General features: G+C 41.1%; 18 protein-coding genes and 1 pseudogene. 12 read left to right on the forward strand and 7 right to left on the reverse strand.

Features of this window, described 5'->3' with window-relative positions:
* Nucleotides 1-16: 16 nt before the first annotated feature.
* The 3 genes from C0213_00490 to C0213_00500 form a co-directional block, all read right to left on the reverse strand.
* The gene (locus tag C0213_00490) at nucleotides 17-613 is read right to left on the reverse strand and encodes a hypothetical protein (protein AUX10981.1); all 597 of its coding nucleotides are present in this window, start codon (nucleotides 611-613) and stop codon (nucleotides 17-19) included.
* Nucleotides 614-634: 21 nt separating this feature from the next.
* Nucleotides 635-1,117, reverse strand: coding sequence for a MarR family transcriptional regulator (locus C0213_00495; GenBank protein AUX10982.1), 483 nt, complete (start codon nucleotides 1,115-1,117; stop codon nucleotides 635-637).
* 171 nt (nucleotides 1,118-1,288) lie between these two features.
* Complete coding sequence (locus tag C0213_00500; protein ID AUX10983.1) at nucleotides 1,289-1,783, reverse strand: 2-Cys peroxiredoxin; 495 nt, start codon at nucleotides 1,781-1,783, stop codon at nucleotides 1,289-1,291.
* 121 nt (nucleotides 1,784-1,904) lie between these two features.
* Here C0213_00500 and C0213_00505 point away from each other — a divergent pair, with 121 nt between their 5' ends.
* The 3 genes from C0213_00505 (at nucleotide 1,905) to C0213_00515 (ending at nucleotide 4,151) form a co-directional block, all read left to right on the forward strand.
* Complete coding sequence (locus tag C0213_00505) at nucleotides 1,905-2,108, forward strand: hypothetical protein (GenBank protein AUX12782.1); 204 nt, start codon at nucleotides 1,905-1,907, stop codon at nucleotides 2,106-2,108.
* A gap of 110 nt (nucleotides 2,109-2,218) precedes the next feature.
* Nucleotides 2,219-3,493 carry a hypothetical protein gene (locus tag C0213_00510; protein AUX10984.1) on the forward strand — a complete coding sequence of 425 codons (1,275 nt, stop codon included), beginning with the start codon at nucleotides 2,219-2,221 and terminating at the stop codon, nucleotides 3,491-3,493.
* Between the two features lie 94 nt (nucleotides 3,494-3,587).
* Complete coding sequence (locus C0213_00515) at nucleotides 3,588-4,151, forward strand: guanylate kinase (protein AUX10985.1); 564 nt, start codon at nucleotides 3,588-3,590, stop codon at nucleotides 4,149-4,151.
* Nucleotides 4,152-4,203: 52 nt separating this feature from the next.
* Here the strand turns inward: C0213_00515 and C0213_00520 are convergent, their stop codons facing one another.
* Nucleotides 4,204-4,392 (reverse strand): hypothetical protein, encoded by a 189-nt coding sequence (locus C0213_00520; GenBank protein AUX10986.1) that lies wholly within the window; start codon nucleotides 4,390-4,392, stop codon nucleotides 4,204-4,206.
* 289 nt (nucleotides 4,393-4,681) lie between these two features.
* On the opposite strand from C0213_00520, the gene C0213_00525 reads away from it, so the two are divergent.
* From C0213_00525 to C0213_00555, 7 genes and pseudogenes are all read left to right on the forward strand, one after another.
* A complete protein-coding gene (locus C0213_00525) occupies nucleotides 4,682-5,110 on the forward strand; it encodes a transcriptional repressor (protein AUX10987.1) in 429 nt (142 codons plus the stop codon).
* An 18-nt stretch (nucleotides 5,111-5,128) separates the two neighbouring features.
* Complete coding sequence (locus C0213_00530; protein AUX10988.1) at nucleotides 5,129-5,605, forward strand: cell surface protein; 477 nt, start codon at nucleotides 5,129-5,131, stop codon at nucleotides 5,603-5,605.
* Between the two features lie 35 nt (nucleotides 5,606-5,640).
* Nucleotides 5,641-6,465, forward strand: coding sequence for a hypothetical protein (locus C0213_00535; GenBank protein AUX10989.1), 825 nt, complete (start codon nucleotides 5,641-5,643; stop codon nucleotides 6,463-6,465).
* Nucleotides 6,466-6,480: 15 nt separating this feature from the next.
* Nucleotides 6,481-6,954, forward strand: a pseudogene (locus C0213_00540) (hypothetical protein).
* A gap of 977 nt (nucleotides 6,955-7,931) precedes the next feature.
* Nucleotides 7,932-8,663, forward strand: a complete 732-nt coding sequence (locus C0213_00545; GenBank protein ID AUX10990.1) for a hypothetical protein — start codon at nucleotides 7,932-7,934, stop codon at nucleotides 8,661-8,663.
* A gap of 10 nt (nucleotides 8,664-8,673) precedes the next feature.
* The gene (locus C0213_00550) at nucleotides 8,674-12,126 is read left to right on the forward strand and encodes a hypothetical protein (protein ID AUX10991.1); all 3,453 of its coding nucleotides are present in this window, start codon (nucleotides 8,674-8,676) and stop codon (nucleotides 12,124-12,126) included.
* 165 nt (nucleotides 12,127-12,291) lie between these two features.
* Nucleotides 12,292-12,729, forward strand: coding sequence for a hypothetical protein (locus tag C0213_00555; protein AUX10992.1), 438 nt, complete (start codon nucleotides 12,292-12,294; stop codon nucleotides 12,727-12,729).
* 50 nt (nucleotides 12,730-12,779) lie between these two features.
* Here C0213_00555 and hflX read toward each other — a convergent pair whose 3' ends face one another.
* Together hflX and C0213_00565 are read right to left on the reverse strand one after the other, a co-directional pair.
* Complete coding sequence (hflX, locus tag C0213_00560; GenBank protein ID AUX10993.1) at nucleotides 12,780-14,051, reverse strand: GTPase HflX; 1,272 nt, start codon at nucleotides 14,049-14,051, stop codon at nucleotides 12,780-12,782.
* A 316-nt stretch (nucleotides 14,052-14,367) separates the two neighbouring features.
* Nucleotides 14,368-15,537 (reverse strand): 1,3-propanediol dehydrogenase, encoded by a 1,170-nt coding sequence (locus C0213_00565; protein ID AUX10994.1) that lies wholly within the window; start codon nucleotides 15,535-15,537, stop codon nucleotides 14,368-14,370.
* Nucleotides 15,538-15,762: 225 nt separating this feature from the next.
* On the opposite strand from C0213_00565, the gene C0213_00570 reads away from it, so the two are divergent.
* Both C0213_00570 and C0213_00575 read left to right on the forward strand, forming a co-directional pair.
* Nucleotides 15,763-16,650, forward strand: a complete 888-nt coding sequence (locus C0213_00570) for an ROK family protein (GenBank protein ID AUX10995.1) — start codon at nucleotides 15,763-15,765, stop codon at nucleotides 16,648-16,650.
* Nucleotides 16,651-16,708: 58 nt separating this feature from the next.
* A complete protein-coding gene (locus C0213_00575; protein ID AUX10996.1) occupies nucleotides 16,709-18,061 on the forward strand; it encodes an amino acid permease in 1,353 nt (450 codons plus the stop codon).
* Nucleotides 18,062-18,112: 51 nt separating this feature from the next.
* Here the strand turns inward: C0213_00575 and C0213_00580 are convergent, their stop codons facing one another.
* The gene (locus tag C0213_00580; GenBank protein AUX10997.1) at nucleotides 18,113-19,549 is read right to left on the reverse strand and encodes an amino acid permease; all 1,437 of its coding nucleotides are present in this window, start codon (nucleotides 19,547-19,549) and stop codon (nucleotides 18,113-18,115) included.
* Nucleotides 19,550-19,751 lie beyond the last annotated feature (202 nt).

Raw genomic sequence — 19,751 nt, forward strand, 5'->3', positions numbered from 1 at the left:
TGTTCGGCGTTCTTTTTTATGCACTAGTTTTAATGGTTTGTTTAAAATGGCGGGCACCAATGGTGAATAAAGCGAAGCCAATGAGACAACCCACCCAGTTGAGAATAATATCACTGATAGCAAAAGTGCCTAAATAAAAGGCGTATTGAAGGACCTCAATGCCTAAAATGGTGAGTAAGGCGATGATATTGGTCTCGGTGAAGTTTGCTTTTAAACTATAAAGTCCACCGAGTGGCACGAAGTAGATAACGTTCAATAAAGCCTCTAAAATCGTGCGCCGATCATGACTGATAAAATCGAACGGATTTAAGCTGACAGCATGGTAAACACTGGCCTTTGTAAAGAGGACGATGAAAAGTAACAGAAGATAGACGCTATAAATCAAGTATCCATAAATCGGTGAAAGCCGTTTTAAGTCCCACTGAATCCATCCCAACCAAAGGGCGAGGGTTAAAAAGAGAATTAATAGAACGGTTGTCTTGGGAAATCTGGCCATCACACGCGTTAAGCGGGGATAACCCCAGAGTGTGGGTAAAACAATGCGATGGATGAAGGTTCTACTAAAGAGAAAAGCAAAAACCCCCGCCAGAGCATATTCTAATATTTTGCGCATGAGAACCTCCTAAATCATTTCTTAAAGTTTAGTGTGGTGCAAACGTTCTTTAAATTCAGCCATAAAATCGAAATTTTGAGTATCCGATAAGGTGTGCTCTAATTTGGTGAGGAGCTGATTAAGGGTCGCTTGTTCTTCACTTGAAAGGCTGCTGAATAGGGTTTCTGTAAATTCATCGCGACCATCAAAAGCTTCTTGGATAATGGCGCGACCGGCTGGTGTAATAAAAACGTGGGTTACACGTTTGTCGTGTTCATCAGATTGACGTTTGATATAATCTTTGGCAGCTAACTTATTGAGGCATTCCGTCAACGAAGAGGGGCGAATCGCCAAGGTTTGGGCAAGCGTGCTTTGCATTTGCCCATTTTGGTGATGGAGTAATTTTAAAATGCGAATTTGACTGACCGATTTATGATGGGATGAAAATTGCATACCATAATAATGGCGATAGTGATGAATGACTTTATTAAAGGTCTGGAAAAGATCGTTGCTAAGTGTCGTCATTGCGACTCCTTCAAGTTTAAATTTAAGTAACTGGTATAGGTATAATACGCCAAGCCCCAAGGCAAATCAATATTGTTCACCATATCACATCAGTCACGTGATAGGTTGAACAATCGGGTTAATAAAAAAACCACGACCAACATTGGTGTGGCTTTAGGTAGTCATGATAGATTAGTGTGCTGCTTTTAAAAATGCAAGTGCCGCTGCATAGTTCGGTTCGTCAGTTTGTTCAACGATTAATTCTTCGTAGCTAATTGTGCCATCTGCTTCGACAATTAAAATTGACCGTTGTAAGGTATTGTTGCTAGGCACATATAAATTGAGGGCCTTACCAAAACTTAAGGCTTCATCGGAGAGCAGTTGCATCAGTTGAACACCTTCAGCGGCACACCAGGCTTGTTGTTGTTCAACGGTATTGGTTGAAACGGTGTAGAAGTTGATATCTGTAAATTGATCAACGGCTTGGTTAAAATGCTTGGTTTGAATGCTGCAAACACGTGTATTGATATCAGGTACAATACTAATTAATGTTCGCTTACCCAATAATTCTTGGGTTGATCGTGTTTGGTTGTGGGCATCGACCAGTTCAAAAGCAGGTAATTGCTCACCAACTTTAGGTGGTGTCCCAATTGTCTCGAGTGGTTGGTCGTGTCTTGTAATTTGCATCTTAAAACCCCATTTCCTAAAAGATAGTTTTATTTTAAGCTGAAAGCGATTGAAACACAATCAAACGGGCTTGGGAGAAGTTATGATAAGCTTAGTTAAAATGAATAATGGGGTGGCTATGTTGGAAACTAAAAAAATTCAGGCGCTTTATGCCAAAAAGATGTTTAATCAGATTGTTAAAGAGGTAAATGTTAAGCCGTTAGCCTACGAAGTCGTTGATGCAAATGGAGACGAAACTGCCGTCTTAATTGGCCAGGCACAATGGGCCCGGATTCAGGAATTGTTAACGGTTAAAAACATTGATATAGCAGACACCGACTCGTGATAGTAACTTACTTGTAACAGTCCTGTAACAGTTGAATGATACACTATTAAACGGATAATAAATATAGACAAGATTAAATCATTTGAATATAAAAAACAGGAGTGGACAAAGTGAAAAAATTAGGTAAGTTAATGGTCAGTGCGTTAGCGTTGTTATCAATCAGTGCACCGGTTGCAATGAGCGTAGGTGTTGTTAGTGCCGATTCAGTAACAGATACAAAAGCTGCCATTACGAAAACTAGTGCTGAAAATGCCGCTTTGTTAACGAAATTAAATGCTGCTCAAAATAAGGTATCAGAAATCAATAGCCAAGTTTCTAACAAGGTAATTGCCATTGATGATGCTAAAGCCAATATCAAGTCAACTGACCAACAAATCGTTGCCCTTGATCAATCAATTGAAAAAGCTAAAGCTGAAGTACAAGCCCGCAAGAGCGTGATGAAGAAACAAGCCGTTGCCCTTCAAAAAGAAGCTGGGAACAGTGTTTCAGGAAACGTCTACGTTGATTTCATCGTCAACAGTGACAACTTCTCAGATATGATGAGTCGTGCATCCGTGGTGGGTAAGTTAAACCAAGCTAGCAAAGATGCGATGACAGCTGTGAGTGATTCAGAAAGTACATTGGCAACTTTAAAAACAACGCAAGAAACTAAAAAAGCAGATTTAGTTAAAACCAAATCACAATTAGAGGCTGATCAAGCTAAATTAGTGACTTTAAAAGACGATGCTGAAAAAGAACAAAAGAATTTTGAAACAGAAGTTGAAGGTCACAAAACACAATTGGCGAACTTACAAAGTCAATTAGACTCACAAACAGCGGCTGCTGTTGAAGCTGCCAAGCAACAAGCTGAAGCAGACAAAGCTGCTAAAGCCCAAGCACCAAAAACGGCAACAAAATCAGAATCAACAACAAGTGTTATTAAGAATGAATCATCAAATGATAGTAAGACAGAACCGGTATTAAATAATAATGCTGGCACAAAAACCCCAACTAACAACAATAACTCAGCTTCAAAAGCAACAACAAAACCAGTTGCGAATACAGGCTCATTAGTTTCAAACGCACTACAATTTATCGGCACACCGTATGCATGGGGTGGATCACAACCTGGTGGCTTTGACTGTTCAGGTTTAGTGATGTATGCAGCTAAGATGGCTGGTATCAGCTTACCACGGACATCACAAGCACAAAGCACACTTGGGACACAAGTATCATTATCAGAATTACAACCGGGCGACCTTGTTTTCTGGGGTGGCGTTGGTTCAGCACATCACGTTGGGATTTACATCGGTAACGGTTCATACGTTCATGCACCAGCACCTGGTCAAAGCGTAACAACCATGTCAATGCAATATTATAAACCTGACTTTGGCCGTCGAATTTAGTTAAGAAATCAATATTAAACAGAAAAAGTTTGGCTCTCCCTGAGAAGGAAGGGTCAAACTTTTTTAATTGAAATAGATGAAAAGTGGGATAAAAATGGTAGAAAAACAGTTACTAGTAATTACAGGCGCCACCGGTAGTGGTAAAACAACGGTTAGTCATTGGCTAACTAAAATGTACCAAATTCCCCAAGTCGTAACGCATACGACGCGGCCTAAACGGCATAACGAAGTCGATGGGGTAGATTACTATTTTGAAACTGAAGCCTCACTCGCCCAAAAACACTTGATTGAATCTGTAACCTATTCAGGTTATCAATATGGTTCTTCATATGAAGCGCTCGACTTAGCATGGGATAAGTCACCACTAATTAGCTTGGTCGTGGATACCAAAGGGGCCCAGACTTATCTGGAAACTTTTGGTAAACAAGTCACGGTCTTGTTTTTAACCGTGTCGGAAGCAACAGCTCTAATTAGTCGTTTAGAAAAGCGTAACGATTCACCAGAAGCTATTCAAAAACGGATTGCGAGTGCGGAATTTAAACGCGATTTAATGGTGTCAGGGCCGTTACATGATCAAGCACAAATTATTGTGAATGATGATTGGCAAGCAACGCAAAAGACATTAACGGCAATTATTGAACAGTTACGACAAGCATAAAAAAAGCCGCCCAAACATTGTTTTGGGCGGCTTTTATTTCAATACTTAGTGCTTAAGCAAGTTGTTGCTTGTTTGCACGGTTAGGTTGTTTCACTTTAAATGTTAATTTTTGGACAGCTTGTTCAATTGTAATACCACTTGCACTGATTTTTTCATTGTTCGTTGCAGTTGCGATAAATTTTTGAGTTTGCGTATCAAGTGAAACGTGATACCAATTATTAGTTTTGTTTTGTAATTGCATAATTAAAATCTCCCTTCAAATAACTAAAACACTGGTAGAAGGCCAATGAAGACGGTTTCCTAAAAACCATCTGAGTAATATCATAACGCTTGACCGGGTTAATTGCAACTATTTTTACTCGAGTTTGATTAAAATTTGTTAAAAGGGGAAATTGTTTTTCGTCACGGACCGTTATAAGAGCGTATAATAATAGTGTGTAGCAATTAAACCATTTAAAACTAAAATGACGACGATTAATGCTATAATCAGTTATTCTGAATAGCAGGTATTAAGAAAGGAATCGATTAAAATGAGTGAAATGACGACGGCGCTGGCCGTTTTAAAAGCAAACGGGTTTAAAATCACAAAGCAACGTCGCGAAATGTTGACTTATTTAGCGCAATACGAAAATCATTATATTCCAGTGACTCAAATTGACGATCATATGCGGTCGATTTTTCCAGGGATGAGTCACGATACCATTTATCGTAATATTAAAGATTTTGAACAGCTTGGCTTAGTCGAGCAACAAACTGAAGGCGAACAGGCCCACGTGAAGTATCAGTGTGATTTTGAACATCGTCATCATCATCACTTTATTTGTCGCAATTGTGGCAAGGTGATTGAATTGAAGATGTGTCCACTGGATTTTTTCAGTGATCAACTCCCCAACTGCCAAGTTGAAGGCCATCAATTTGAGTTATACGGTCTTTGTGAAGACTGTCAAGAAAATGAGTAGATAGGAAGGAAGAGTGTTATGGCATTTCATACGCCCCCAATCGTGCCGCCAGCAGCGATTATTTCATTAATTATTGCGATGAGCGCCACGAACGTCGTTGTTAATACTGTTAAACCGGTCGCTAATATTAAGACGGAGCAAAAGACGTCCGTTTCAGAAAGCTCACAAAGTGGTGTAAGCAGTAGTCAATCAGTGAGCCATTCAGAAAGTAATGAGACAACAAGTGCACAATCATCTAGCGAACCAGAAGAATCAGTATCAAGTAGCGCATCATCAACGGCAACGTCGACAGATCAAGAACAATCAAGTACAGAACATACGACGGAAACTAGCTCAAGTGACATGACTGATACAACGCAAAATGATGAACCAACCGATTCAAACGATACAACCAGCGATAATCAAACAACAACTAATAACAGTAGTAGCACAGCATCATCAACGGCAACGGTCCCTAATACGGCTAAAGCTACTAGTGGTAGTGCAACGCAATAGCGAACTGCTGTTAATATTGAAAGGCGGAATGCGCAATGCTATCTTTTTTGGATATCATTAATCATTATTTTGGCTACTTAAACATTAATAATCGGGTTAAAAACCGAATTTTTTCAATCATCTGTTTAATTGGTGATTTTTACTTATTATATAAGAGTATTTACTACTTTAGAGCACAAGCAATTGGACGAGGTATTACTAATCTAATTGTTTTTTTAGTGTTACTCTATTTTGCAGTGATGAATCTTTATTTTTATTATCGAGGGCGCAACGCGGTTGTCGATGTGTCACCATACGTTGAAAAAGCACTGGGTGGTGACCCAACGGCCCCCCATCCTTTAGCCGGACAAACCGCTAAACCTAAAATTATTTCCCAAGTTCAACCAGCAACGGGCTTATTTGAAGAAAAGGATTTGTTACCGGCACAATTAGAAGTCAATAGTGTGCATCAACAACAACTCGATCAATTAGTCGCCCAGTTAATTGAGGCTGGCTATATTAGCTTAAACTATGCTGGGTTAGCAGATACCGATATTTACGAGCAAGCACAGCATTTCCAACGGCCCATTTATGCGATTGGTGAACGAGTGGCCTTGCCTTTTTATGAGCTTAAACAAGAAGCTGGCCAATGGGTGGTTTATGGGGGGATTAATGCCATGGCCAAGGTCCCTTTGGCCATTATCAAATCAGTGGGATTGACGCCGATTCAGGAATTAACGGATCGTTACCAACTAGCGATTGCGCACACTTGGATTACTGGTGGGCCACATAAGATGGCTGGCCGTAGTGGGGTTGTTGAAGGTAGCGACCCTTACCAATTAATGGTCCAAATGGCCTATCAAAAAAAAGCTGAAATCTAATCTGGAGGAAAATGAGTGGAAATCCATAATGAATTTCTAGATTTGAATTATCGTTATCAATATTATTTGTTGGAATTGGTCGCAGATCATGGTGATTACTATCTAACGGTGAACCGCGCGATGAAGTTGTTGGGCTTATCTAAGTTTAAGCTTAGCCAATATGTGGAGACAGTTAATGCGGATTTAGCGGTGGTCAGTCCTGATAGTTACCTAAGAATTAACGGGGATGGGATCTTCGAAAGCGGTCATATTAGTGAATCAATCGTTCGTAAAATTCGACTCGACTACTTACAGCAATCTAACTTATTCAAGATGTTTGAATTTAGTTTATTGAATCCAGGCAAAAACGAAACCACTGACTTTTGTGACGCCCTATTCATTGGGAAAACTAAATTTTATGAATTACGGAAGGAAATGGCGGAAGTTGCGGATCACTTTAACCTCCAATTTAAAAAGAATCAGTTGGTTGGTCCTGAAATGCAGATTCGTCAGTTTATTTTTGAAATTTATTATAGTTATTTTAATGGGATTGAAAAACCGTTGGCGATATTCCAAGAGAGCGTCGATCAGATGTTAGCGACGCTGGGAAATCAATTTCAGATTAATTTATTACCCACCACAGTGACGAAGATAGAAATTTACCTTAAGGTTCAATCCTTACGATTACGCGGGAAAAATGATCTCACTGAACACTTGTTAGATCCTGACTTTAAGCTGCAACAGGCGCCGTTATGGCAACCAGTGCTGGACATGTTAACGACTAATTATCAGCTTTTGCGAGTACCATTAGAAGTGGAAGCAGAAGGTTTGCTGACGTTCTTATTTACTGAAAGTTACGTCCCACTTGAAATTGACTATTTAGCCCCCAATCTTAGAAATGGCGTCGCCCAAAAGACCAGCCAATTCGTTGATAAAGTTGAAAATATGCTGATGAAAGATGAAGCACATAGCCCCCAATCGCAAAGGGTTTTAGCTAATTTGGCTCATGATTTAGATCAAATTCACACGAAACATTTAACCTTTTATACAGAACCGACAACGTTTATTGATGAACAACAATTGACCTATTTTGCAGAAGCTAACCCGCTATTTCATCAAATTATTTTATTATTCACCACCAAGCAAGAAACGGATTTAGATTGGCGGAAACAAGCCAGTTTGTATTATGATTATATGTTTGCGTGCATCGAAAATATTCCGCTTGAAATACTAAAAGATCGCGTTTATATTTGTGTGGATTTCTCACAGGGCAAACTTTATAATCAATATATGAAGAAAACAGTCAACTACTTTAACAATCTGAATATCGAAGTGCAAACGACCGTTGATGAACGGACGGATCTTTATCTATCTGATTTTTATTCAAGCACGTTGACCTGCGAACAATTAATTTGGAAAAATCCGCCTACTATTTTGAACTGGCAACAATTTGGGGATCTAGTGGTCGCGATTAAGAAGGGGAAACTATGAAATCAGGCAAACAAATCCTCGCCCTAACAATTCTTAGTTTAGGCGTTTACCGTTTTTCACAAACATTTTTGGTGCAGCAAGTTCAAAAAGTATCAGCAGCCGATACCGCTGTTGGTAAAGAGAACTCGAATGCTTTAACGGGCAACGAATTGAATATTACAGTCAAGAACTATCCCACTAAGACAATCGAGTCATCATCAGATTCGTCATCTTCAAGTTCGTCTGTTCAAGTGGAGCAGCCGGTCTCAAAGACACAGCCCGCCCAACAGACAACTAATCAATCGCCAGTAACGGCGCAACAAGTACCTGCAACGCAACAAGATACCCATGAGACAAACGGTGCGGCGCAACAGCCGACTAATACAAGCGATAAAACAACGGCGCTAGAGGCTAGTGAACAAACTGTTCAGAACCAAGCTGAAACGACCGAATTAACAAAAACAACTACTTCAAAAAGTGTCAATAAACACGCTAAAAAAGCGATTAAAAAACACGCCAAAACAACGAAGCATGAACAAGAAACACAACAAGGGCAAGGTAATGCAAATCAGGATCGACATCAAGCTGATTTTCTCAAACACCATGCTCAGGTTGAAAAAGATATTGCAATGTTTCAACAAAGTATGAGCCCGAATACACCATCTGGTGGTGCCACAACTCAAGTCGGTGCCATCTTTGGTGCATTAGCAGGACAAGGGGTCTACGCTGTTCAAGACGAAATAGAATGAGGTGATAGAATTGAAGCAACAGCATTATTTTCGGAAATTAACAGTTATTTTGACAGTTGTTAGCTTAATGCTGAGCCTTTTAGATGTAGCGGCACTAGCAACAACAACTGATACTAAGAAACAATCTCCAATCGACTCTTTTGTCATTCGTGGGATTGACGATAATAAGCAGGCTGTTCCCAATGCTAAAATCAATTTGAAGTCGGTGAATGGTAAATACAACTATACATTAAGTTCTGACAATCGAGGTTTTTTTAAGACAGTTATTGATACATTGACTGGCCACACGGTGAGTGGCATTATGCCGGGGCAATATCACGTCAGTTCAGTTATAGACCCAACCGGTTATCGATTAACTCAGCCAGATGAATTGATTGAAATTAAGGAGAATGGTGATAACCTGTATCACCTATATTATACGGATGCCAGACAGGGGAATTTAGTTGTAAAGACCCAATTGCAAGATGGGACCCCTGTCTCCAATGTGGTTTTGATGGCAGTCAATCAGAAAACAAGTGAGAGTTATATTGGACCAGCTAGTGATGAGAACGGTTGGGCAGAATTGACGTTGCCGGCTGGACGTTATCAACTAAAAGTAGTTTCCCATCCGGAGGGCAGTGAGGCTCAGTGGGCGCCAACAGTTACCGTTAGTGCTAATCAATCTTTGACGACGACGGTAGTTTTTGCTAAGACTAGTGGCCAAATCACAACTACTGTAACGGATCAGACAACAGGTGCACCGCTTAAAGGTGTTCAACTGCAAATGCATTCGGATAAAGATAAGACGTACGAAAAAATAGGGACAACGGATGATCACGGTCAGGTAACTTGGACCAGTGTGCCAACAGGAGATTATCGGGTAATAGTTGCGAAAATGTTACCTAACTACCGGATTGTGGGTGCTAATGATCAAGTCGTAACAGTCACTAAAGATGAAACGGCCCAAGCGACGTTTAAGGCAATTAGTGAGTCTAAAACTCTCAAGATTAAGAGCCTCTCAGAATCAGGGATAGCAATACCGCATGTACGTTATCAAATTACGACGATGGCTAATGAACAACAGCGGACTGTCCAAACTGATGATAATGGGCAAGTAGCAATTGGTGAATTACCAGCAGGTCGCTATCAAGTTCGGGAAGTCAAGGTCCCAGATGGCTATCAATTAGCTGATATTTCCCAGGAAATAACGCTCAATCAAGCGACAACTGATATTTCATTTATTCATCAGATAGAACGGACTGATACTAGTCATGACGTTACTTTGAAGGCCGCTGACGCGCAAGGTAAACCATTGGCAGGCGTTCGTTTAAAACTCAAGCGAGTGGGTTCTAAAGAAAGTTATGAGCAAACAGTGACGACCACCGCGACTGGTAAAGTAACTGTGACAGCGATTCCGGTTGGTGACTATCAAGTAACCCAAGAAACGACTGTGGTAGGCTACCAGCCAACTACGCGTGTTCAGTCGTTGACCATCAGTAATGACCACCAAAACACAGTGGATTGGCAATTGCAACGAACGGTAGCTGATGTTACTTTTAAAGTTCGTGATGCGATCACCCAGCAACCGTTGGCGAATGCCGTTTTTTCGTTAACGACAGCGATACCGGCGGATAATGGACAAACGGTCTTTATCTCACAAAAAACGAATCAAGATGGTGAAGTAACAGTAAGCCAGGTCCCAACAGGGCAAATGACCTATCAACAAACCGCGACCACTGAGGGGTATGAACCGCTAACGACAGTTCAAACCGCAAATGTGGGCGCGAATGGTGCTCAGAATACCGAATTGATCGTTGAAAATCAGCGTTTAAAGGTGACTGAAGAACAACAAATCATCGTGCACAAAACCAATCAACAAGGACAAGGATTGGACAATGCAGGTTTTGAATTGACAAATCTGACGACAGGGCAGAAGCAAACACAAAAAACGACTGCCGGCCAATTACGATTTACGAACTTAAAACCTGGGCGCTATCAGATTCAAGAAAGACAAGCGCCTACTGGTTATCAGTTAGATCAAACGCCACAATTTGTAACAATTAAGGCACATGAAAGACGGCTTTATCAAGTCCGTTTTACCGACAAACGAGAAGTGACGGCGCCAATTAATCCGTTGCAAATTCGAGTTTTAGATAATCATCTTCAAGGGGTTGCTGGGGTTTTAATCCGGTTAACGGCTGAGCAACCAGATGATCAAGGCCAAACGGTTTGGGAATTGATAACGAATCGTTTTGGGCAAATTATTTTGCCTAATGCAAGTACGGGTCACTACCGTGTTGAAGTCTTGCAAGTACCGACTGGTTATCAATTGGCGTTTGAACAAGGACAATTAGAAGTCAGTCAGTATGGTGAAAATCAGCTACAATTACAGGCTAATCGCGTTGAGATGCCATTGCAGACTTTAACGATTAATAAGATAAATCTAAAAGGGCAGCCGCTATCAGGTGCTATTTTTAAAGTCGAGTCACTCCAAACTGGGCAGGAGACTAAAGTTGAAACAGATCAAAGCGGTCGGGCGACGTTAGCACATCAAAAACCTGGGCGTTATCGCGTGACTGAAGTAAAAGCCCCACTTGGTTATCGATTAGCGTCTAGTCCAAGAATTGTGTCATTGTCTGAGAAATCACCGCGAGCAACGCAACTGACGGTAACGGATGAAGCACAGATGGGTCAGTTATTGATTAAACATACAACTCAAAAGGGCGCACCGATTGCTAAAGCGTATTTTGAGGTTAAGGATCAAAGTGGTCGGGAAGTTGGTTATTATCAGACTGATAGTCAGGGCCAGATTAAATTAACCAAACTAGCGGTGGGCCAATATACGGTTCAAGAAATCAAGGCACCTGCTGGTTATGAGCTTAACCCAACAGTCAAGAAGGTTGTCATTACTGATCAAAAAACGGCGGTAGTTGCAATTAACGCCCAACCCCAAAAACCTGACGTTAAATACGGGAGCTTTTTGTTAACTGATAAGGACCAAAAAACGCAATTAGCGATTGCTGGGGCAACTTTCAGATTAGAGACGTTGACTGGCCAAGTTGTCCGCCAACAAATTATTGTAGGGGCAACTGGCCAGGTTGTGGTAGCGAACTTAGTTCCAGGTCAGTACCGGCTCGTACAAATTACAGCTGCTCCAGGGTACCAAAAACAAACTAAGCATCAAATAATTGAAATCAAACAAGCGACGCAGCTTGAACAAGTAACAATTGAAAGCCAGCAGTTACAAGGAACGGTTATCGTAAATCAAGTGGACGGTAATACGAACCAAGCGCTAGTAGGTGCGAAATACGAATTACAAGATCAAAGTGGCCGAGTTCTTATTGAAAACTTGAAGAGTGATGAACATGGGCAGGTTCGTATTACTCATCTTGACCCGGATACCTATCGCTTAGTCCAGGTATCGGCAACCAAGGGTTATGACCCGCTTAAAAAGCCAATCACCTTCACGATAACCAATCGCTAATCAAACTATTACGACTTTCAAAACATTGCCGAAGCTAATGATTAATGATTGTTTCGCGATATTTTTGAAATTTGAAAAAACCCCGAGATTTATTCAGTACTTGTTAGTATAGAATAAAGATAATCAAGTAAGGTTGTTAAAGCCGAACGAAGTGGGGTTATCAAAATGTCAGTATATTACCTAAATAGAAAAGATTCTGTAAACGAAATGATTAAGACCGTTCAAGCTGGTATGGCCAGTCTTAGTTATTTTGAACATCTAGAAGAAATTTGCCATAACGTTAATATCAGTTTAGACGATGCTATCTTATTACAACGGATTAATGAGATGACAACTGGGCGATATGTTGATGCACAAATCGTATTTGATGCGGGATTGGTCGAAGAAGACCTCTATCGTTTAAAGGATGCTGGCTGGCTCTTAGGCATGCGCGATAGCGAACGGACAAAACGCTACGTGATGTTAAGTCCTCGTGCGCAAAAAGCCTTAGAATCAATTTCATTGGCCTATGAACAAGATGGCCCGGTAATACCCAAAATCGATTCGACTGATATACAACGGATTATGCAAGCAGCTGACAAAGTATTTCAAAAATATCAATAATTAAAAAAATAGCGTCGAAAACAATTACTGTTTTCGACGCTATTTTTAAGCTATTCTTGAATATATTTTTGAACAGCGCCTAATAAATCGGGACTGATTTGTGCTCGGATTTTGGTACCTTCTTCTTCATAACTTTGTTCCAAAATATTGGCGCGCTCACTTAAGTAAGCGACTGCTTGGCCTTCTGTAAATGGAATAAGGAAATTAAGTGTTGGGTATTGTTCGAAGAGCTGCTTGTTGATTAAGGCAATCAAGGCATCGATGGCAACTTCATCACGCGCCGAGTAAACGATTTGGGTACCATCGACTTCAGGATAGCGGGTGTCTGGTTTTAAGTCAGCTTTATTGTATGCTTCAATAACCGGAATATCCTTAACCCCTAAGGAATCAAGGGTTTCTTGCGTTGTTTTCATCATGTCGAGGTAGTTAGGATCTGAATAATCGACAACATGAATCAAGAGATCAGCGCCTGCAGCTTCAGCTAGGGTTGATTTAAAAGCTTGTACTAAGTGATGTGGCAACTTAGTTACGAAACCAACGGTATCACTTAATAAGAATTTTTGTTTATTGGGGAGGACGATTTCACGAACGCTTGTATCAAGGGTTGCAAATAGCATATCCTTTTCAAAAACTTGCTTTTCGGGTGTATCTGGATTCAAACGTTGTAAAATACGGTTCATCGTTGTTGATTTACCAGCGTTAGTATAACCAACGAGGGCCACAACGGGGACGGCATTTTTAGTCCGTTGCCGGCGTTGAACCTCTTGTTGTTGATCGATTTGGGCTAATTCACCCTTTAACTTAGTAATTCGTTTCTCAATTAAACGACGATCTAATTCGAGTTGCGTTTCACCGGCCCCACGGTTAGTTGAGCCCCCGCCGCCTTGTTGATCTAGTTTATTTTCTGAAGGATGTAATCGGGGTAATTGATATTTCGCTTCGGCAATTGCAACTTGCAATTGTGCTTCTTTAGTCTTGGCACGACTAGCAAAGATTTCTAGAATCAATTGTGTTCGGTCAAGGATGCTCATCTCTAATTCTTTTTCGAGATTACGAATTTGCGATGGGGATAGTTCATCATTGACGATGATGATGTCAGCGTCAGCTTGAGCGGCTTCAGCCTTGATTTCTTGAACCTTACCTTTGCCGAAATAAGTCCGGTGACTGGCTTGGTCGATATTTTGACGTACTTCGCCAACGACTTCTAAGTTATCAGCGCGGGCTAATTCACCTAATTCACGCATAGTATAGTCAAAATTGGTTTGGCGATTGCTAACGCCAGTGATTAATACTCGTTTTTGTGCGATGGTTGTTTCTTGCATATGAGACTCCTTTTTTGGTTGACTTGGTCCCTTTTAAGGGAATCTTTTACATAAAAAAAGAAGCTGGTAGGCAGCTTCTTATCGTTAATTAGCAGTATTATAAAAATAGAGTCAATAGAAGCGCCCTTAAAAAAAGACCAAACAGTTATTCAATTATTAAACCTAGACGATCAAATTGAGTTGACATGTTGTTGACGCTCCTTTAAAAAATCTAGTCGGTTAAAACAACTTGATTAACGGCTGTTTTCCCCGTTAAGTGTAACATGAAACAAATAAAAAGCCAATCGCCAGCAAAAGACGGTTGGTTTTATTTAGATTATTCAGCGTCATACGCCTTTTGGAAGAGGGCGACGATTTCGGCTTTAGTTGCCTTGCGTGGGTTTGAAAAGGCATTGCCGTCTTTCAAAGCATTTTCGGCCATCATTTCGAAGTCGGCTGGGTTAGCACCGATGGCTTTGATGCTAGTTGGAATGCCAACATCAGCTGCCATTTGACGCATACCCTTAATCGCAAGTTCAGCGGCGTCTCTTGTTGAAAGGCCATCTGTCTTTTCACCCATTGCTCGGGCAAGGTCTGCGAAACGGTCGGGACAAGCGACAATGTTGAATTCTTCAACGATTGGTAATAAGAGCGCACAGCAGACACCGTGTGGGGCATCGTATTGACCGCCTAGTTGATGGGCCATGGCGTGCACGTAACCGAGGTCGGCGTTGTTGAAAGCCATACCGGCTAACATTTCGGCTTCGCACATTTTTGTCCGTGCTTCGATGTTATGGCCGTTGGCAACAGCTTCACGTAAGCTTTCTTCAATTAACTTAATTGCTTGGAGGCATTGACCGTCAGTAATTGCATTGCGGTTGGTTGAGACATAGGGTTCAATGGCTTGGACAAAAGCATCCATCCCAGTTGCCGCTGTTAATTTAGCTGGCACATCTAACATCAACATCGGATCATTAAATGAAACAAGGGGAATGTTCCGCCAAGAAACGACAACAAATTTAAGATGCGTTTCTTCATTTGTAATAACGCAGTGACGGGTTAACTCTGAGCCTGTACCGGCGGTTGTGTTGACGGCTAATAGTGGTGGTAGGGCGTTTTCCAAAGTTTCAATACCGGCTAATTTGGTAATATCATCGCCGTTAGTCAGTAAGATGCCAATCCCTTTACCACAATCATGAGCGGAACCACCACCGACAGTGATCAGACCGTCACAAGATTCTGCGAGGTATTGGGCTTTGCCAGCTTGAATATTACGGACTTTAGGATTAGGTTCAACACCGTTGAAGATACTATATTGAATCCCAGCTTGGTCTAATGAAGCAAGTGTTTGCGCAACTGGACCATTGGGAACACCTTCTAAAAAAGTATCAGTTACAATTAAAGGCTTAGTAATATTTAACATTTTTGTCCGCTCGCCAATTTTTTCAATGACGCCTGGGCCAAAGAAGTTAACGCTAGGCATTAAAAAATCAAAGTTTGTTTTCATAATGATGGTGCTCCTTATTCTGAATTATTTCACAATTAAATGGTACCGCTTTCTGATTGAGAAATCATCGGACATTATTGTGAAGTTGTCCGCTCTAAGTTAAATAGCAGTTCGTGGTATTTTATGTTAGAATGAAAGCGTTATAAAGAACGGTGTGCTGACTTTTTATATAAGTTAATAAGTTAACAATCGTTATCTTAATTTAGTGAATGGGGGGATTCATAAATGACAAAGTTAGCGCTAATTGATGCGGGGGGCGCTACCATCCGATACGCTCTATGGGATAACAATGCTCATGAATTAACAAAACAAGGAATGGTGACGACCCCTAAATCGCTAAATGCTTATTACGCGATGTTAAGTAAAATTGTTCGAACATATCAGTTGTCAAATCAGGTAGTTGGCGTGGGTATTAGTACGCCAGGTGCAGTTAATAAAGCAACTGGAATCATCGAAGGTGCTAGTGCCATCCCTTATATTCACAATTTCGAAATCCAAGGTGAATTAGAAAAAAGATTTGGGTTACCCGTCATGATGGAAAATGAAATTAATTGTGCCGCCTTGGCTGAATTAAAATGTGGGGCAGCGCAAGGTTTGCGGAATGTTTTATACATGGCTATTGATGCAGACGTTGGTGGCGCAGTGATTATTGACGGGCATATTCAACATGGTGCTCATCTGCTTAGTGGTGAGTTTGGGGCGATGTTAATGGCAGATGGGCGACCACTGAATGCAGTGGGAACAATTGCGCATTTAACGCACCAATATAATCAAAAAGCCCATGCACAATTGACCGGAGCGGAAGTTTTTGCCTTAGCGAGACAGGGTGATTTGCTCGCGCACCAGCTGACAACAGACTTGTATCGTTATTTAGCGCAAGCAGTTTATAATTTACAATATAGTTTTGATCCAGATGCCATTATTTTAGGGGGCGCTCTTGCCAAAATCGATTTTTTAGTGCCGAACATTGAACTCGAGCGCCAGCCATTATTAACGCAAGGAAAAATAGCGCCTTTAGCAACACCGCTTTTAATCAGTCAGTATCATTCTGAGGCTAACTTAATCGGTGCGCTCGTTGATTTTCAACAGCGTTATCCTCAAAAAATGCTTTAACTGTTATATGGTTTAGTTTAAAATATGATAACTAATGTTTTTTTATATCTAGGAAGGAGTGATTGATATCAAAACGCAAACACCACCCCAAGCATTAAATCGAACAGTCGGCTTTACGGCCGCCTTATCAACAGTAATGGGGACTGTTATCGGCGCAGGCGTCTTTTTTAAAGCATCATCAGTAACAGAGGTCACCGGCTCAACGGGGTTAACAATGTTAGCCTGGCTACTTGGTGGTATCATCACGATTTGTGCTGGTTTAACAGCTGCTGAGTTGGCAGCTGCGATTCCAGAAACCGGCGGCATGATGCGTTATATCGAGAGAACTTACGGTAGCGTCGCCGCCTTCTTACTAGGTTGGGCACAAACCACGGTTTATTTCCCGGCCAATATTGCAGCACTATCAATTATCTTTGCAACGCAATGTTTGAATTTATTCGGATGGGCGCCCAGCTGGCAGATTCCGGTTGCAGTGATTGTCGCAACGAGTTTAACAATTATGAACTTCCTCGGCAGTCAGGTAGGCGGCTTTGTCCAATCCTTTACGACCGTTTTTAAATTAATTCCTTTAGCCATTATTATTATTTTTGGGTTAATTAACCCGGGGACCAATGCAAGTCATGTCTCACTCTTTACCGTAGCGGGGACGGGCGCATCCAACAATGTCTTATCAGCACTGGGCAATGGGGTTTTAGCAACATTATTTGCCTACGATGGCTGGATTCATGTTGGGAATATTGCCGGGGAAATGCGCCATCCAGAAAAAGACTTACCAAAATCAATTTTGCTAGGTCTTTTTGGAACGATGGTGGTTTACCTCTTAGTTAATGCAGTCTTCTTATTAGTATTACCAATCTCACAGATTGCTGGTAACGAAAACGCCGCTGCTGAAGTGGCAGGTCATTTATTTGGTGGCTTTGGTGGGAAGTTAGTGACCATCGGGATTTTAATCTCAGTTTATGGCGCAATTAATGGTTATACAATGACCGGAATGCGCGTGCCATATGCGATGGCGACAGAACAACACTTACCATTCAGCAAGCAACTCAGCCGCTTATCAAAAGCGGGGGTTCCCATTTTATGTGGGATTTTACAATTAGTGATTGCAATTGGCATGATTTTTGTCGGGGGCTTTAATACGTTGACGGACATGTTAATCTTTGTCATCTGGATATTCTATGTGATGACCTTTGCTGCAGTGATTATCTTGCGCAAACGCGAACCAGAAATGAAGCGGCCTTACAAGGCAGTCTTATATCCAGTGGTGCCATTGATTGCGATTTTTGGGGGAACGTTTATTGTGATTAACACGTTATTCACGCAAACGGTCTTAGCCTTAATCGGATTAGGCATTACGTTGATTGGCCTACCAATCTATTACTACTTAGAAAAGAAATATCATCAAGCTTAAATAAAAAAACGGCTAAGACCTTGCAAAATAGCAGGTCTTAGCCGTTTTTAGTTAGGCTGTTTTTTTTCGTTGATATTTAGCGATTAATGGGAGGATGACCCCTAAGCCCATTAATGAAACGGAAACCACGACATTTAAGATCAATTCGTGGGTGTATTTAGAAGTGCCTGGCGTGGCATCTTGTGGGAAGATACTGAAGATTGTCCCTAATGCGGTGATAAGCAAGCACCAGAAACCAACAATGATCGCCCAGGGTTTGTTTTTGATGTACGTGTATTCTGATGGGTATTTGTCGCTGTTAAAGCGAACCCGTAAGAAGGCCACGAAGATGAAGCAAGTAACAAATGGTGAGACGATGCCGTTAATGTTCAATAACCAATTAAAGATATCGTTGATGGCTGGTAAGAAGGCACTTGAAGCTAGCACGAAAGTACAAATCCCAGTGGTTAACCAGTAACCGTTGATTGGTAAGCCTTGCTTGTTAGTCTTTGTGAGGGCCTTAGGCAAAAACTTCTTAGCAGTGTCAGATAAGAAGATGCGGGTGCCACCATCGAGTAACATCGCCAGTTGAGCGCCCATGTAGATGGCTTGTGTAACAGCGAAGATATAGAGCAAGACTTTGCCCATATGGAATTGTTGACCGAGGGCTAGGAAGGCGTAGTAAGAACCGTTCATTTTTAAATCGTTAGGTAAGTGGTTGGCATCGAAGAAGACCCCAATCGCAAATGAACCGAAGATGGTTAAGAAGGCTGTCATTAAGGCGAGGGCCATCATGGCTTTAGGGAAATCTTTTTTACCATCTTTCATTTCGCTGACATAGGGTGCAACTAATTCGGCGCCGTTCATAGCGAAAATTAAAAGGCCGATAGTTGAGAAGTAATGTAGATCGAACTTAGGAATAAAAGTATGCCAGTTCATTGGTTGGGTGGCGATGTGGGCGCCGTTAAATAGACCGGCAAATGTCATGAGAACGAATAAAATCGTCATGATAAACATTGCCCCACCCCCGACAATACTGAGGACTTGCAATGACGCTGTAAATTTATGTTGGAAGAAGATGAATAAAATGGTGATAGCCGCTGTTAAGAGCGCGAATGTGGCCCGTGACAACTTATCTTCAATATTACCGTTCCCCATGATAATCCAGAAGAAGGAAACAACCATTGAGTTGGCAACATCGACTAAGTAAGGCAAGCTGGCAACCCAATAACACCAAGCAGTGAGGTAACCCCAAACGTCCCCACTGGTGTGGCGCATCCAACTGGATAAGCCGCCGCCATCTTTACTGAAAGCTGAGCCTAAATGACCAACCATTAATTCATAAGGTAAGACATAAGCGAATAATAGCACGATCCATGAGAAGACAACTGCCATCCCTTGGTTTTGGAAGTTATAAATAATATCATCGAAACCAATTACCGTGACAAAGTCCATTAAAGCGAGGACTTGCCAGGTAATGTATTTCTTTTTTGGTTCAATTTCATCCATTACAAAAATACCCCTTTTCTGAAAATAGCAATGTTCCTATTATAGTCAAAGTTAATTAGGAAGACAAAATTTTTTTGATGTTTCACATGAAATTTTAAAAAATCCATCTTACAAACTTGTTATTTCAAATTAACAAATTGTCATTTCAAAAACGGGCGGCAATCAATCTAATCCGATATACTAGTTGTATTAATTAAATTTG

The sequence above is a fragment of the Latilactobacillus sakei genome, assembly GCA_002953655.1.
In the GTDB taxonomy this organism is placed as follows: Bacteria; Bacillota; Bacilli; order Lactobacillales; family Lactobacillaceae; genus Latilactobacillus; species Latilactobacillus sakei_A.

Bases quoted from the DNA above. Each gene is read 5' to 3' on its own strand.
- C0213_00490 (AUX10981.1), bottom strand. From the start codon at position 613: ATGCGCAAAATATTAGAATATGCTCTGGCGGGGGTTTTTGCTTTTCTC.
- C0213_00495 (AUX10982.1), bottom strand. From the start codon at position 1,117: ATGACGACACTTAGCAACGATCTTTTCCAGACCTTTAATAAAGTCATT.
- C0213_00500 (AUX10983.1), bottom strand. From the start codon at position 1,783: ATGCAAATTACAAGACACGACCAACCACTCGAGACAATTGGGACACCA.
- C0213_00515 (AUX10985.1), top strand. From the start codon at position 3,588: ATGGTAGAAAAACAGTTACTAGTAATTACAGGCGCCACCGGTAGTGGT.
- C0213_00520 (AUX10986.1), bottom strand. From the start codon at position 4,392: ATGCAATTACAAAACAAAACTAATAATTGGTATCACGTTTCACTTGAT.
- C0213_00525 (AUX10987.1), top strand. From the start codon at position 4,682: ATGAGTGAAATGACGACGGCGCTGGCCGTTTTAAAAGCAAACGGGTTT.
- C0213_00530 (AUX10988.1), top strand. From the start codon at position 5,129: ATGGCATTTCATACGCCCCCAATCGTGCCGCCAGCAGCGATTATTTCA.
- C0213_00535 (AUX10989.1), top strand. From the start codon at position 5,641: ATGCTATCTTTTTTGGATATCATTAATCATTATTTTGGCTACTTAAAC.
- C0213_00545 (AUX10990.1), top strand. From the start codon at position 7,932: ATGAAATCAGGCAAACAAATCCTCGCCCTAACAATTCTTAGTTTAGGC.
- C0213_00555 (AUX10992.1), top strand. From the start codon at position 12,292: ATGTCAGTATATTACCTAAATAGAAAAGATTCTGTAAACGAAATGATT.
- hflX (AUX10993.1), bottom strand. From the start codon at position 14,051: ATGCAAGAAACAACCATCGCACAAAAACGAGTATTAATCACTGGCGTT.
- C0213_00565 (AUX10994.1), bottom strand. From the start codon at position 15,537: ATGAAAACAAACTTTGATTTTTTAATGCCTAGCGTTAACTTCTTTGGC.
- C0213_00570 (AUX10995.1), top strand. From the start codon at position 15,763: ATGACAAAGTTAGCGCTAATTGATGCGGGGGGCGCTACCATCCGATAC.
- C0213_00580 (AUX10997.1), bottom strand. From the start codon at position 19,549: ATGGATGAAATTGAACCAAAAAAGAAATACATTACCTGGCAAGTCCTC.